At 42.7% G+C, this 15,579-nt stretch carries 11 protein-coding genes, 1 rRNA gene and 3 pseudogenes; 2 read left to right on the top strand and 13 right to left on the bottom strand.

The window, feature by feature from the left end:
- Positions 1-1,065, bottom strand: a 1,065-nt coding sequence (gene pstS, locus UF75_RS19025) for a phosphate ABC transporter substrate-binding protein PstS (RefSeq protein ID WP_052693436.1), incomplete at its 3' end; no start/stop codon positions are given.
- A gap of 253 nt (positions 1,066-1,318) precedes the next feature.
- On the opposite strand from pstS, the gene UF75_RS19020 reads away from it, so the two are divergent.
- Positions 1,319-1,942 carry a hypothetical protein gene (locus UF75_RS19020; protein ID WP_052693435.1) on the top strand — a complete coding sequence of 208 codons (624 nt, stop codon included), beginning with the start codon at positions 1,319-1,321 and terminating at the stop codon, positions 1,940-1,942.
- A 101-nt stretch (positions 1,943-2,043) separates the two neighbouring features.
- On the opposite strand, the gene UF75_RS30830 is transcribed toward UF75_RS19020, so the two are convergent.
- From UF75_RS30830 to UF75_RS18975, 10 genes and pseudogenes are all read right to left on the bottom strand, one after another.
- On the bottom strand, positions 2,044-2,178 hold the full coding sequence (locus tag UF75_RS30830) for a hypothetical protein (RefSeq protein WP_282433826.1): 135 nt from the start codon (positions 2,176-2,178) through the stop codon (positions 2,044-2,046).
- A 471-nt stretch (positions 2,179-2,649) separates the two neighbouring features.
- Positions 2,650-5,016 carry a YgiQ family radical SAM protein gene (locus tag UF75_RS19015; protein ID WP_242860339.1) on the bottom strand — a complete coding sequence of 789 codons (2,367 nt, stop codon included), beginning with the start codon at positions 5,014-5,016 and terminating at the stop codon, positions 2,650-2,652.
- A gap of 387 nt (positions 5,017-5,403) precedes the next feature.
- Positions 5,404-5,895 (bottom strand): YajQ family cyclic di-GMP-binding protein, encoded by a 492-nt coding sequence (locus UF75_RS19010; protein WP_045576139.1) that lies wholly within the window; start codon positions 5,893-5,895, stop codon positions 5,404-5,406.
- Between the two features lie 30 nt (positions 5,896-5,925).
- Positions 5,926-6,705, bottom strand: a complete 780-nt coding sequence (locus tag UF75_RS19005; protein ID WP_045576138.1) for a helix-turn-helix domain-containing protein — start codon at positions 6,703-6,705, stop codon at positions 5,926-5,928.
- A gap of 21 nt (positions 6,706-6,726) precedes the next feature.
- A complete protein-coding gene (locus UF75_RS19000) occupies positions 6,727-7,473 on the bottom strand; it encodes a DUF3388 domain-containing protein (protein ID WP_197079463.1) in 747 nt (248 codons plus the stop codon).
- Entirely contained in the window at positions 7,448-8,530 is a 1,083-nt protein-coding gene (gene mnmH, locus UF75_RS18995; RefSeq protein ID WP_045576136.1) for a tRNA 2-selenouridine(34) synthase MnmH, read from the bottom strand. The genes UF75_RS19000 and mnmH overlap by 26 nt, the downstream gene beginning before the upstream one ends.
- 68 nt (positions 8,531-8,598) lie before the next feature.
- A pseudogene (locus UF75_RS18990) lies at positions 8,599-10,921 on the bottom strand (DNA translocase FtsK 4TM domain-containing protein).
- A gap of 340 nt (positions 10,922-11,261) precedes the next feature.
- Positions 11,262-11,959: pseudogene (locus tag UF75_RS18985) on the bottom strand (ATP-dependent Clp protease proteolytic subunit).
- Positions 11,960-12,210: 251 nt separating this feature from the next.
- Positions 12,211-12,831 (bottom strand): hypothetical protein, encoded by a 621-nt coding sequence (locus UF75_RS29280; protein WP_197079462.1) that lies wholly within the window; start codon positions 12,829-12,831, stop codon positions 12,211-12,213.
- A gap of 221 nt (positions 12,832-13,052) precedes the next feature.
- Positions 13,053-13,804, bottom strand: a pseudogene (locus UF75_RS18975) (thiamine pyrophosphate-dependent enzyme); the annotation flags it as partial.
- A gap of 25 nt (positions 13,805-13,829) precedes the next feature.
- On the opposite strand from UF75_RS18975, the gene UF75_RS18970 reads away from it, so the two are divergent.
- The gene (locus UF75_RS18970) at positions 13,830-14,156 is read left to right on the top strand and encodes a hypothetical protein (RefSeq protein ID WP_156146514.1); all 327 of its coding nucleotides are present in this window, start codon (positions 13,830-13,832) and stop codon (positions 14,154-14,156) included.
- A 126-nt stretch (positions 14,157-14,282) separates the two neighbouring features.
- Here the strand turns inward: UF75_RS18970 and UF75_RS18965 are convergent, their stop codons facing one another.
- Entirely contained in the window at positions 14,283-14,939 is a 657-nt protein-coding gene (locus UF75_RS18965; RefSeq protein ID WP_045576134.1) for a DUF6483 family protein, read from the bottom strand.
- 420 nt (positions 14,940-15,359) lie between these two features.
- A 5S ribosomal RNA gene (gene rrf / locus UF75_RS18960) occupies positions 15,360-15,475 on the bottom strand.
- Positions 15,476-15,579 lie beyond the last annotated feature (104 nt).

The raw sequence follows: 15,579 nt of genomic DNA, 5'->3' as shown, positions 1-15,579 counted from the left end.
GAATGTAATTGTTTTTAACATCGCTTCTTCACGACCCACTAAACTTGCCGGTAACTTGGCGTATTGTAATCCCTCTGAAAGGTTCTGACCCTCATGAATTGCCCAGTTAACGAAATTCACTAAAGCAGTCCCTTTCGTTTTGTCCTTTTGATCCTGATAAATTAATACCCAAGTAAAACCCGCAATCGGATAAACATCAGCACCAGGCGCATTGACGATCGACACTCTCATATCCTCCGGAATCGTTGTTGCAGCAGCCGCTGCTGAGGTTGATTGAAGAGAAGGTGTAATCCATTTTCCCTCTTTATTTTGCATCGTGGCATAAGGCAAGTTGTTTTGAACTGCATAAGCAAGCTCTAAATACCCAATAGACCCTGGAGTTTGTTGAATGGCTCCCGCAACACCTGCGTTTCCTTTACCTCCAATCCCCGCAGGCCAATTTAGTGAAGTTCCTTTACCAACCTTGCTAGACCACTCCGGACTAACACTGCTCAGATAATCCGAGAAAATATAGGTTGTCCCACTTCCATCTGAACGGTGTGCAACCGTGATTTTTGTATCTGGCAATGCTACCCCTGGATTATTGGTAGCAATCCGCTGATCATTCCAATTCGTAATCTTGCCAAGGAAAATATCTGAGAGGTCTGCAGGAGCAATTTTAAGATTCTTTGGAGCATTAGGGACATTATAGGTAACCGCTACAGCGCCAAGTGTTAAAGGAATGTGCAATAGTTTCCCGCCTTTAGCCGCCTTAATCTGGTCCTCTGTCATCGGACCATCCGTTGCTCCAAAATCAAGGGTCTGCTCTGTGACTTGTTTAATTCCAGCGCCACTACCTGTGCTTTGATAATTAATCGTGATGTTTGAATTCATCTTGCGATACTCTTCAATCTGTTGATTGAGCAAGGGATAGACAAAAGAGCTACCGGCACCTGTTAAATTTACCTTTGCAGCCTTATCTTGACCAGAAGGTGTACCCGGATTCTGCGCTCCGCAACCCATCATAGAAAACGCAAAAATAATTGATAATAATCCTATCAGGGGCTTGTTTTTTACACCTAACATAATTTATCCTCCCATTAATTTCATTTTTCCTCAAGGTAATGTATCATAGTATTAAAGTTACCCTAGTGTAAAGTTTGTCTTAAATGGCTACATTTAATGTATAAAAATTAACCGGATTTCCTCATAGCTAAATCCAGCTATGCCCTTGATAACATCTTCTCAGATTCAGATGAGGTAAAACAGCCCTGAATCAAGAATAGTGTTGATAAAGCTCCATCCTATTAAGACTAAAATTTGTTGTGAGGTGTCAAATTTGTTTAATCAACCAATAGAACCTATCGATACATGTGGTTGTAGTGATACAGGATATTTAACAACCCGTACAATACCCATCGACTTAGCTCACGGAGTTGGGCAGATAGAAAACGTGCCCGTTTATCACTGCCGCTCTTCAGCCTGCGAGGAATTTACTTTACCGACGGTTGTTGCGCGTCGAATTGAAGAGATCGCGGAACAGATGGAAGAGACTAAATTGGACAAAGTGGTTTTTACTTGGGTAAACCATCCAGAACCATCACTCGGCCCACTTTCGGATACTTCCTTCGACTCAATTCAAGAGGTCCACATCCAAGCCTTTACACTACAATTTGTAGGCCGCGAGTATGAAGATGCCCATGTTATACTGGTCGTACCCGGTCAATCTATCTTTTTGAAAAGTATGCTCGAAGACACAGAATACTACCTCCTACGTTACGAGGCGGAAATTCGAACTGAAGGCACTTGGTTTTCTTTTTACAAGTTTTACTACGATGAACCCGATTTCACTTATGAAGATTTTCTGGAATGGTCTGAGGAAGGACACCTTAAAGAAATCGGACGCATCACCATGGATGAGGTTGAAGAAGCGCTAACCGATGAGTTTGGGGAATGGGCATAAAGGTGCCTTAGGGTTTTTTCCCGGGAAGAAGTTTCTTAGCATCCTACGGCGATAAGTGTTCGTTACTGGTTAGCGCCTTCGGCGATAGTCTCCCCCGGAGACTATCGTGATCGACATCCTTCGCCGGTAGGTATACTTTGGGGATAACGGCTTCGGCGATACTCATCCTCAGCGCGATAGTAATCGTTAAGGGCCGTGCGCATTCGGCGATACTCTCCACCGGAGACTATCGTCACAGGAGACTATCGTGTTCCATTGCTATTCCCTTGTCGCTGAGGCTAAAACGCAAAACCTCTGGGCTTTCTGAATGTGAACCGTTGCGTTTCTTCACGCCTCATCGACTGCGCTCATTGACGCAATTCCTCTCACATGCTCTCTAAGCTAAGAAACTTCTTCTTTGGGGTCTAACGAGAAAACGACATTTCGCGCAAGTCATGCAAGTTGGGGACGGTTCTTGACTTGCATGCATTCCCATTTAAGGTCCAAATTCAGTTGATGCGTTATCGTGAAAATAAAATCGACCCTAAGCCGTTTTTATTTTTCGGCTTAGGGTCGATTGCATTATAGATTTTATCGTTGCTTTGCTCCTTGATGTTTTCTCTTTCCGTTATGATTCTCAGGTCCTTTTCTGTACCGTCCCTTATCAGGTTCTTTTAAATCTTCGCTCTGGGCTCTCTTTTCGCCTGGTACACCTTTATAAGGGGACTCTATACTCTGAGCATTCTTGAACCGACTGGGTTTGCCTGCTGCGCCTTTATAGGGCGCCTCCTCACTCCGAGTATCCTTAAAGCGACTGGGCTTCCCTGCTGCGCCTTTATAGGGCGCCTCCTCACTCCGAGTATCCTTAAAGCGACTGGGCTTCCCTGCTGCGCCTTTATAGGGTGCCTCCCACTCTTTGCATCCTTAAAGCGACTGGGCTTCCCTGCTGCGCCTTTATAGGGCGCCTCCTCACTCCGAGTATCCTTGAAGCGACTGGGCTTCCCTGCTGCGCCTTTATAGGGCGCCTCCTCACTCTTAGCATCCTTAAAGCGACTAGGCTTGCCTGTTGCACCTTTATAGGGTGCCTCCTCACTCCGAGCACTCTTGAAGCGACCGGTCTTGCCTGCTGTGCCTTTATAAGCTTTTCCCGACGCTCCTTTGTTCGGAGCCTCTTTGCTTTGTACTTCTTTACCTGCTACATCTTTTTTCTTCATGCCTGATCGTCTTACAGGTCCTTTAGCTTTCCTCTGAATTGGACTGCCTGGACTATCTGGTTCCTTCTGCTCCTTTTGCACATACCTTCCGGGCCGAATAAGGCATTTGGGCCCATACCCGATCAGATCTTCTCGATGAGCGAGGCGTAAGGCTTCTTCTACCAACTTATGGTTTTTCGGATTTCGGTACTGAATCAGTGCCCTCTGCATTGCCTTCTCATGCAAGCTCCGTGGGACATATACGGACTCCATCGTTTGGGGATTTAAGCCGGTGTAGTACATGCAAGTAGAGAGGGTTCCTGGAGTTGGAATAAAATCCTGAACTTGTTCCGGATTAACGCCCATATCGCGAACATATTCAGCCAATTCGATGGCTTCTTTAAGAGTACTTCCTGGATGAGAAGACATCAGATACGGGACAAGGTACTGTTCTTTTCCCAGTTTTTCGTTCGTTTTCTTAAACTCCTGAACAAATTCCTCATAGACTGCTTTCCCTGGTTTACCCATCAGACGAAGAACTGAATCACTGACATGTTCCGGTGCCACTTTCAATTGACCGCTGACATGATGCTCACAAAGCTCACGAATAAACTTTGTATTTTGATCGGCTAACACTGCATCATAGCGGATGCCAGAACGCACGAACACCTTTTTTACTCTTGGCAAACTGCGAAGCCGGCGTAAGAGATCTAGGTATTCCGTATGATCATTTTCAAGTTTAGCGCATGGTTCAGGGAAAAGGCACTGTTTGTTGGAACAGGCTCCCTTGGTTAATTGTTTCTGACACGCTGGGCGCCGAAAGTTCGCAGTCGGACCCCCTACATCGTGAATATATCCTTTAAAGCGGGAATTCCAAGTCATTTGCTCGGCTTCTCGAAGTATCGATTCTGAGCTTCGACTTTGGATAATCCGCCCTTGATGAAAGGTCAACGCACAAAAAGAACAAGCTCCGAAGCATCCTCTGACACTCGTAAGGCTAAATTCTACTTCTTCAATAGCCGGAACACCTCCCAGTTCTTCATAGGACGGATGATACGTCCCCATAAAAGGCAAGGCGTAAATGGCATCCATCTCAGCTTGGGGCAAGGGAAGTGAGGGTTGGTTTTGTAACACACTTTTGCGCCCATGGGATTGAAGCATAGCTTTTCCCTGGAACGGGTCTTGTTGGTTATATTGCACCCAAAAAGCCTCAGCGTAGTTCTTTTTATCGGAGGTAACATCCTCGAAACTTGGCAGAACAAGGGTATTTTGAGGTACTGTATCCCCAGTCAAAGGCACCATGGTTCCCCTGACATCTGTTATCTGATCAATTGGCACCCCATCCTTTAATCGTTTGGCGATCTCTACGATGGGCGTCTCCCCCATTCCGAAGACTAACAAATCGGCTTGGCTATCCAAAAGGATAGAACGCCGCACTTCATTACTCCAATAGTCATAGTGGGCAAATCGCCTTAACGAAGCCTCGATCCCACCTATGATCACAGGCACACCGGGAAGCGCTTCTCGAACCCGATTAGAATAAGTAATAGTGGCCCGATCAGGGCGTAGACCCGACTTTCCTCCAGGGGCATAAGCATCTTTATGCCGTTTCTTTTTAGCCGCTGTATAATGATTAACCATGGAGTCAAGATTCCCTCCAGTGATCAAACACGCCAAGCGGGGTTTTCCCATGACCCGAAAATCTTTAAGTTCTTTCCAATCAGGTTGAGCCAAGATTCCCACACGGAAACCATGCTTTTCCAAAATACGAGCAATGATTGCAATCCCAAAGCTCGGATGGTCCACATAGGCGTCGCCAGTAATGAGGAGAAAATCTAATTCGTCCCAGCCAACGGCCTCCATATCTGCTCGATTCATAGGTAAAAAATTTCGTGTACGCATAGTCTCACCTTTCTAGTTTAACAACGCTTATCTAACAACTTACCATTTGATAAACATTACTCATATTATTTTCGCACTCAAATACATACTCTCATCAAGGTGAGAGGTTAGTTCTGGCTTTTGAAAACCTATAATTCTGCTGAAGCACTGACCAGCAACTGTTCATAAATAGTCACCTGTTCAAGGCTTAAGCTCCCTGAGCCCGTTTCATATATTATCAGTATGCCCCGCTAATTCTACTTTGTAATCAAAGATATACGTTTAACCTATCCAACTAAGCAGAAGCAGCAAATATCTTATTTCCATATAAAATGCTTGGCATACTTGCCAAGCATTTTAGGGATATGTAGGCTTGTACCATCGTGCAATGAAAGAGACGAAACTTCCTTATCGGAAGTTAATAAACTGCAGTTCGATTCCAAAGTCTTCTTTACGTAAAAGGGCAATAGCAGCTTGAAGGTCATCTTTATTTTTGCCAGAGATTCGAATCTCTTCACCCTGAATCGAACTTACCACTTTTAATTTACTATCTTTCAAAACTTTATTAATTAATTTTGATTTTTCTTGGGCAATTCCTTGAACCAGCTTTACTTCTTGCCGAACTGTATCTCCGGCAGCTGCTTGGGACTTTCCATATTCCAAAGCCCTCAAAGAAACCCCTCGTTTAACAAGTTTACCTTCAAGAATGTCAATCACATTGGTCAACTTAAAATCGTCGTCAGAAACTAAAATTATCGTTTCCCCTTCAAGCTTAATGGACGATTTACTGTTTTTAAAATCAAACCGCTGTGCCAGTTCTTTCTGGGCCTGCAGAATTGCATTCGTTACCTCAGGGATATCTACTTTGGAAACGAGATCAAATGAAGAATCTTTTGCCAAAATCTAACGCTCCTTTTATAACTCTATTCCTTACAAATTATTTAAGCTATCTTTTGTTAATACGACATTACGCCGAACTTCTCCTGCCTTCCCTAAAACTGGTAAAGCTCTGCCGTTTAAGGTAACCGTGAGACCACCCGCATTTCCGATGGAAACCAATTCGATTTTCTCTGTCCCTTTAATTTCTTTACTCGTTCCCGCTGCAAACGTTCCTTGGAACGGAGCTTGACCATCAATTTTTATCTCAATCCAACAGGGTTGCGTGAAAACTAACTGAGCCGTTAAACCATCCTCTGTCGAGGCTATAACATTAGGAGGGGTGCTTTGAAGCGACGTCTCCGGTTTATTTGGAGTAGCAGATGAGTTTGGGACATCTGTCTTCGGTGCACTAATTAATGGAGGAGACGTATAGGGAGTATCCGCAATTTTATGTTCTGTCCAATATAAACCCTTGACCACGAAGACAAACACCAGTAAAATCACCATCCCCCCTATGATAGATGGTCTAACCCACAGAGGACGTGGTTTTTCCGGAATCTGGAGTGTTTTTAGAACAGGTTGAGCACTTAGGCTATCGGGCATCATAGAAGCACTGTAAAGTCCAACAATTTCATCAGAGTTTAACCCAAGTTGTTTTGCATAAGTACGCAAGTACCCCTTGGCATAAGTCGACCCAGGGAGTATACCATAATTTTCCTCTTCAAGAGCCTGAATATAGCGAACGCGGATCTTTGTAATTTCCTCAGTATCCGTTAAGCTCCATTCTTTATTTTCTCGAGCGGTCCGAAGCATTTGCCCTTCTCCGGCCATAGTAATACCCCCTTTTCTTTGTTAACTCATATCGAATGCCGAAAAGCTCATTGCTATATCTTCCATACAAATCACATCGTCTTCAAAATGGCGAATCTCAATGATAAAATCAAACTCCACGTCCAAACGCCCATCTCGAACAAAGACGTCTGGATGTTCAATAACTTTAAGTGTTGGCATCTGCAAAGTCTTTTCTAATAACGACCAATGGGCATCATTTCCCCGCGTGGTACTTGTAATTCCGTCAATTAGAAAAATACTATTCACAGATTCGTTCAGTAATAACTCAGTTCGTAGCGATTGCCGAATAAGAGTCGAAGACAATAAGATCCAGCGTTTATTGGCATAGACACAGGCAGCAATAGCTGCTTCAGTTTTACCTACTCGCGGCATCCCTCTAATGCCAATGATTCGATTTCCACCCTCAAGTAAAGTATCTCCCAAAAAGTCTACAAGCACACCTAATTCTTCCCGGACAAATCGATAGGTGGGTGGATTAACTTCGGCCATGTCCAAACGCTTGCCATGTCGTAGTGCAATTCGATCCAAGAGCGTAGGAATACGAAGTGCCGTCACTTTAATAGCCTCAACTTCTAAAAGAGCAGCATATAACGCTTTAACTTTCCCCTCAGATTGGGTCTCTAAAAGAAGACCTCGACGACTTTGTCCAATCCCAGTGACCGTTAAAATATTAAGGCCTAGCATTCCAATCAGTGTCGTCACCGCACCGAGTAAACCTGGCTTATTTTGCTGAATATCGTATTCCAAGTAAAGGAGATTCTCTACCTGGTTGGGCCACCTTCTCGTCAAGATAGCACTCCAACTCCCTTATCGCCTTCACGGGTTCTTGATAGTTAATATAATTTGCATACTCTGAACTGGGTTCATTTGGGTAAGCATAAAGTTTGTCGTAATAGTCGACCAGTAACCGCTCTGTAAATTGATCCAGACGGTTAGTTTCTAGTAGAGTTCGTAATTCTTGTACTTTGACATGCCCCAACGTTTTGATCAATCTTTCTAAGGCGATTCCAATCTCTTCAAGTGCATCTGGCACAGAGGTATACTCCTTCAAGAGACGCTGAACTCGATTTTCCAAGGAATCATAATGCAGAATTTGAATTCCTTCTTGCATCGCAGCAAAGAAATTGGTGGGTACTGTAACCCTTCCAATCCGCTTACTCTCACACTCTACTATAATATAAGAAAACTTTTTCAATGCTTCAAGTTCCTCATACAATAATCCTTCAAATTTCTTTTGAGACGGTGGATTTCCTAAACCCATGGCACCAAAAACAGACCCTCGATTATTAGCAAGTCTCTCAAGGTCTATGGCGGGATATCCATCGGCTCGTAATCGGCCTAAGAGTTCTGTTTTTCCGACTCCAGTATTTCCTCGCAACACCACGACTTTAAAAGGTAGCTTACTCTCAAAATATTCAACGATTTGGGTGCGATATGCTTTATACCCCCCCTGTAAACGGTAAACTGGAATACCCATTAAATCAACAACCGTTGCCAAAGACTTGCTTCTCATCCCGCCTCTCCAACAGAAAAGGACAAGTGGACCAGATTTGGCAAGTTCTCCAACCCTCTTCACTAAATCAGGAAGTTTTGGGCTGATGATCGTTAGACCCTGTTCGCGAGCCAACGTCGGCGAGGATTGAGTATAGGTTGTGCCTATTTCGGCACGTTCTTCATTATTAAAAAGCGGAAGACTTATAGCACCTGGAATGGTCGCTTCAGAAAATTCCCCTTCAGAACGTACATCGATAAGAATCGGTTGCCCTAATGTTTTAAGTTCTTGAACCGTGATCTCCTTAATCATCCTAATTCCTTCCAGCTTCGACTAGATACTCTTTACCTTATCATAAATCCTAACGAAACATTATGCAACTAGTGTATAGCTTCATTAGCCCATTGACCAAATTTTAATTCAAATTGTCCCCTTGTCATTAACACCTCGCGAGGTTTAGAGCCTTCGTATCCCCCTACAACTCCATTTTCTTCGAGGAAATCCATTAACCTAGCAGCTCGCGTATAGCCTATGCGCAAACGACGTTGTAATAGAGAGACAGAAGCAGATCCACTTTCAATAAAAATTTGGGCAGCTTGATAAAAAAATTCATCTTCCACTTCTTCCTTTTTGGTCGTCCCCAGATCGATGTTAGGAATTTCCTGATATTCAGGCTTCGCCTGGCTCTGCAGGAACCCTACCACATTTTCTACTTCCTTATCCCCTAAATAGCACCCCTGCACGCGTAACGGTTTATTCGCGCCCATTGGATAATAAAGCATATCTCCACGACCTAAAAGTTTCTCAGCCCCGTTCATATCCAATATAGTCCTAGAGTCTGTTTGCGACGAAACGGCAAAGGCAATTCTGGAGGGAATGTTGGCTTTGATTAGACCGGTAATGACGTCAACGGATGGACGTTGAGTCGCAACAATCAGGTGAATTCCTGCTGCCCGGGCCATTTGAGCCAAACGACAAATCGCATCCTCAACATCTCCTGGCGCTACCATCATCAAATCGGCCAACTCGTCAATAATCACCACAACATAAGGGAGCGGTGGATGCTCTTCCTTTTTATCCTGACTACGGAGAAAATTATAGCGCACGATGTCTCTTACCCCAGCGGCTGCAAATAATTCATAACGAGTCTCCATCTCCGTCACTATCCATTTTAAAGCGCCCGCAGCCTTCCGCGGATCTGTCACCACAGGTGCAATAAGATGAGGAATTCCATTATAGTTCGCCAATTCAACCATCTTAGGATCCACCATTAAAAACTTCACTTCATCAGGCCGAGCATTAAACAAGATACTATGAATCAAAGTGTTAATACAGACAGATTTTCCGGAGCCCGTAGCTCCCGCAATCAGAAGATGGGGCATTTTTGTTAAATCAGCAATAATCGGAGTCCCCGTAATATCTTTGCCTAAACACAAGGCCAACTTACTCACTGTCCCTTGATATTCGGCCGTTTCAAGAACCTCTCGAAAATGAACCATCGCGATTTCCTTATTGGGCACTTCAATTCCAACCACGGATTTCCCGGGAATTGGCGCCTCAATACGTACATCAGCGGAAGCTAAACTCAACGCAATGTCATCTGCAAGATTGGTTATCTTACTTACTTTCACGCCAGGCGCAGGTTGTGCTTCATAGCGTGTAATAGCAGGTCCTTGAGTAACTTGAGTCACCTTGATTTTTACCCCAAAACTGCCCAAAGTTTCTTCCAAAATCTTAACATTATCCGCCAAATCCTTATTAAGTCTAGGATTTTTTATTTTTAGGGACTTGTTTAATAATGTAACTTGCGGAAGCAGAAAATTCCCGTCTTCACGAGTCTGACGAGAAATCGGAGTGCTGGTCACTTTTCCAGGTGGTAAAATCGTATTTTCCAGCATTCCAGCGGACATCTTTTTAAAGCCCAGCTGTCCTTTGACGGGGACATTAGTGACGTCCGGAGGCTCATTATGATCTTCTAAAGTTTTAATCACTAAAGGTCGTTCTGCTAAATCAGGGTCAAGAGCCTGAGCAGCTCGATTAGCGGAAATACTTTTTTGGGGATGCGTTTTTGTTTTTTCGTTACTCCCCTCCCGTGATTCAGATCTTTCTTTAAGGGATTCCTCATCCTCAGAATTTTTTAGAACCTCAATAAAATCCCCCATTTGCTGTTTCATCCATATCCCTGATTCTTTGCTGACCTGACCTACTTCTTGAACGCCCTGAACCAACGAACGATTAGTAATGAGCAGAGCCCCCATCAGTGATGCCATGATTAACACAACGTAACTTCCTACTACGCCGATCGTGGTTTTTAACACTATGGCTATTCCTGCACCGGCAAGCCCGCCACCATGTCCGAGTAGGCCTTCATCTAGCATGTCTTTCTTAGAAAATTCCTCGATACCGGGTAACTGCAAGTGTAAAATTCCGACAAGAACAAGCCAAAGCAGAATGACTCCAGCAGCCTTTGAGCCTAAACGCGGTGTTTGTTTATTCATAAAGGCAATACCCCAGGCCCCCACCATGAGAGGAATGCAAATTCGCCCCCCCCCCTGCTAAGACAGTTAGCAGATGTTTAATTTGATCTCCAATTACACCACTTTTATCTGAGTAAAGCGCAACTAATCCTAAGCAAGCCATTCCGACGACGAAAACCCCAATGACTTCATTGCGTATATTCTCTTGCAAGGTGCTTACTCTCATATTCACCTTATTATTTATGGTGCGGCGTCTTTTAGCCTTCGCCACGAACAATCCTCCAAACACTTAATAAATTTTATGGCTCCGCAAAGTCCTCACTAGTCTTCCTTCACCCTATACAAATTCCACACAAGTTGGCGTTTTCCTTTTTGTTCGCGAAATATCCATTAAAGAAAACTCGGCTTAGCAAAATCTGACGAAGGTGGCCAGTCGATTGACACGCCATTTATGACGAATTCGATACTAGAAACGCCCTTAATCCTCGCCTTAAGTGTACTTATGCGCTAGACAAGGATAATAGTAAAAAAAAGCAGCTTTCGCCGCTTTTCTTACCCGTAGGACCCTAGTCTTCTGATTTCGGTGGAATTAAACTGTTCAGTTCTTTAAAAGCTTCTTTAACCCCCCCAACTGCTTGAATCAATCCTGCCTCCACTGCTTCCTGTCCAATCAGGATAGTTCCAATATCCTGAGCCAATTCTCCCGTAGTAAACATAAACTTTTCTAGTTTTTCTGGACTAATTTTCGAATGTGAATAAATAAATTGATCAATACGTTCTTGCATTTTTCGTAAATAATCAAATTGTTGATGCCCATTGATCACTAAACCTGTGTACCGAATCGGATGAACCGTCATAGTCCCGGTAGGTGCAATAAAGCTTTTTGTACAACTAACTGCAATCGGAATTCCAATACTGTGCCCCCCTCCAAGGACTAATGAAACAGATGGTTTACTTAAACTACTCAGCATTTCAGCAATTGCTAACCCTGCTTCTACATCTCCACCTGCAGTATTTAAAATCACGAGAATCCCTTCAGTTTTTTGGGTTTTTGTTCAACGGCCAAAAGTTGTGGGATGATATGCTCGTACTTGGTCGTTTTCGATTGAGCAGGAAGAATTTGATGTCCCTCAATTTGCCCAATGATCGGTAAACAATAAATTCTTTCTGTTACATCCGGGATTTGAATCTGTCCCAATTCCTTTAGATTGGATAATGGAACATTTTTATTATCTTCAGGTAAATCCGTCTCATTAGAAAGCACCCATTAAACCCCCTTCTCTAAGTCAAGAACCCCATCCAAGTTTTCATTGCCTAATTTTCACAGTCACGGCAATTGAAATTCTGCGGTTATCTTCTATTATGAGGTTTATTCCTAAAATCATACGTTTTAGTTAATGACCACGATATTCAAAAGTAGAAACAGAGAACTTTTAAAAGCACCATTCCAGTTCATTCATTCAAACTGGTGGTGCTTTTACTAATTCTAAGGTCCAAGATGAAACTCGAGCTACTTTACATAAGAGCCGTCCCTTCAACATCAGAAGGTGTATCTGCGTAGATAGGTTGGACTGTGTTGATTTGCGTTTTCTTAACAGTTGTATTTAGCGCAGCCTTTTTACTTGGATGATCTGCATGAATTGACGGCTCAGAAAAGGCAACTAACGCTTTAGCTGTGGCAATTCCGTATAAAATGTTGTTAAACAACTCAGCATAGTGTGTCTTGGTCATATGTGGTTTAGTGGAAAATACCTCAAATCTTTGACCAACCCCATAGATAAATTCCCACGTAACCGCACCAAAAAACGCTCCCTTTATAGTCGTATAGTCTTTTCCTGTCCTTATTAATAATAAATTTAAAGGATAGGCAAGAATAGCCCCAGTGACAAGATGTGTTATTTGACCTAACCAGAAGTTTTTACGCTGATTCGTTCTAAAAGGACGTACATAAACTGAACCAGCAATATGTCCGTAAAGAGCCTCCGTATTTCTTGTTCTCCATAATAATAAGTTTGAAGCATCCATGACTAAAGTTCCTAAAAAACCCGAAAAAAGACTGACTGTGACGGAATCCTTCATTTTTAAGACTCTTAGGATAGTTTTTAAATAGCCAAACATTCTATTCATTTCTTGCATATTAACCCTCCATTCATTGATTCAAATATATTGTGGGATATAGTTAGATTGTCTTAAATAAGTTGTATTACACAAGGTAAATTTTACAAAATGAGCTTTATACCTTTATTGAATAAAAAAACACACCTTTCGGTGCCTTTATCATTATTTAGATCGTTAGGTTCACTTCATAGTCTCCACAGATCGGTTCAGGCCTTTCACAAATTTCTATATTACTATAAACCCACGAAACGGTTATTATAGAAATCGACTTGATTCTTCTTTTCCGCACACCAGGCTCCATTTCTAAACACAATCGCAACTACGGGTAAGTTATGTTCAACTGCAGTGCTTACCTCATGTAAGCTCATGCCCCATGCCCCATGCCCCACGATACAGACGACAGGGGCCTCGGGACTAGCCATTTGCGCCCCCAGGGCTGCTGGGTAGGAAAACCCAGTGTTTCCAAAGGTAAGTGCCGCAATGTGCTTACCCTCTCCTTTAAACTCAAGATAACTGTTGGACGTTGAGGCAACATTACCAATATCCGTAGCAACGATGGCATTTTCGGGCAAAACTTTTGAATTTCTAACAACGCACGGCGGGGATTAATGGGTACTCCTTCAACCATTGCTAACCTAACGAGCCCATTTCTCCATTCCTTGACACGAACTTGAATTATATCCATACGAGCATGGTCAACTTTAAGGGTAGGAATTTTGATTTCCAGTCGTCTTAGAATCTCAACAGCTGCTTCCTTAGCGTCCCCTATAATGCCTACTTCCACAGGGTGTGTCCGAGCAAGATTCCTAGGGTTTATATCGACTTGAATTATTTTCGCACTATCGGGGAAGTAATTGACGTCATATTGGGGCAGAGTACCAAACACCGATAACCTAGTCCCCAGGGCAAGAATTACGTCTGCTTCAGCCAACGAGTTCATGGCTGCTTTTGATCCCATATAACCAATCGGCCCAACCCAGAGAGGATGATCATATAAAAATGTTTCTTTAGAAGAAATAATTAAGTATCCCATCATTATTGTTGAGAACGGATGCCTGCCCTACGCCGAGATGCTTAAAAAATATGGTGACCCCAACATTCTTGTTCATTCCGATATTTTTGCTTCTTCCTCGGACTTCATAACAAAAGGGTTTGGTGTGGCTCTAGCATCCTCTTTTTTCATTATTCCTGATACAGATTTTGTTTATATTCCAATTAGCAATAATATAAAAGTATCTCTCGGCCTAGTTTGGCGCGAAAACTATAATCTTGATCTTATTCAACAGCAATTCATTAATTTCTGTATTGGAGCTTTTAAGAAGAAAACATCAAATTTGCCTTAATACCGATACAATGAGCGCCTTACAGGATCGTCATATTATTTCTAACTTAAAAAACTTAAAAGGGGTGTCTATCCATCAGTAGAAATTACATTTCCATGGAGAGACGCCCCTTTTAAGTTTGCAATATCAAATTAAATAGTTTACCAAATGCCTATAAACTTCTAAACCCTCAATGACCTCATCTAACGGTAAGTGTCCATTTTCTAGTTCTATAGAGGTCTTACCCTTCAACCTTTTATAAAAAGCAAATCCCTCATCGACCATTTTAACTTTTTTATTGGTAGTTATCATTTTGAAGAGAACATCTTCTGCCTTGTCGTATTGCCTTGTATATTCATAATATTGAAAGAGTAATAGATTACTTTCTTCTGGTATTTTATACTGTCTCAAGACACTTATAATTTCATTGATAGTTTGATGCCCTTTATGTTCATTGTTAGTTTGACTTAGAATTACCTCGACAAATATATTGAAACTTTTGAGGTATAAATTATAGCTTCGGGCTGCGTCGTCCTTAGAAACATCCGCTTTCAACTTCAACATTTCAGCAAGTGCAAAACTTTTTTCTACATTGATTTCCCTACCGCCACTAATTATACTGATCAAATCTTTATGAGAAAGTTTGAGAAATGTATCTTCACTCATTCCAGTTAAATCGTAAAGTGCTTCATTAACCATTTGGTGACACTCTTCAATTTTAGTCTTTGATTTCGAGCCAAGAAGTGCAGCAAGCCCAATCGTTAACTGCTCGATCATTCTCATTATATAATCTTTTTGATACATAAATCCTCCAAAGCGTTTTGACTTAGATAGGCACGATATTAAGTTTATTATATCATAAGAACCTTTAGTAAATGATGGTTCCCAAGCTTGCTAAGCTAAACCAAAGTCGGATGCCAAAGGTAAGATATTTTTGGCCTACTTTCCCAGGAGCTATGCTCCAAGTATCCTTGGCCCTGGAACCGAAAGGCGAATGAGCCTTTCGCCACACTGCGACTTGTGACGCATACTCCTGCAGTGTGGATTCTTAACTTCCGTGTTCGTGTATACGAAAGGCGGACGAGCCTTTCGCCACACTGCGACTCATAACACACACTCCTGCAATGTGGATCGAACGGGTGGAACTCCGGGCTTTCATTGCTTGAAAAAACTTGTTATGAACACAGAAAAACTACCTCGTTAGAGATAGTTTTTCGCTTGTTTACCTGGCGATGACCTACTTTCCCAGGAGCTATGCTCCAAGTATCCTTGGCCCTGGAGGTCTTAACTTCCGTGTTCGGTATGGGAACGGGTGGAACCCCTCCGGCATGATCACCAGATGTCTGAGATTGGGCTGTCCTTGCGAACGCTGTTCTCTCAAAACTGCACAGAGTCGTTAATCTAGTCTCGTCGAACGAATTTGAGCCACTTACCTAGAGCGCTC

Source organism: Desulfosporosinus sp. I2 (assembly GCF_000960765.1).
Lineage (GTDB): Bacteria > Bacillota > Desulfitobacteriia > Desulfitobacteriales > Desulfitobacteriaceae > Desulfosporosinus.
Note: the sequence above shows the minus strand (reverse complement) of the source record. Positions and strands in the feature narration are given on the sequence as shown.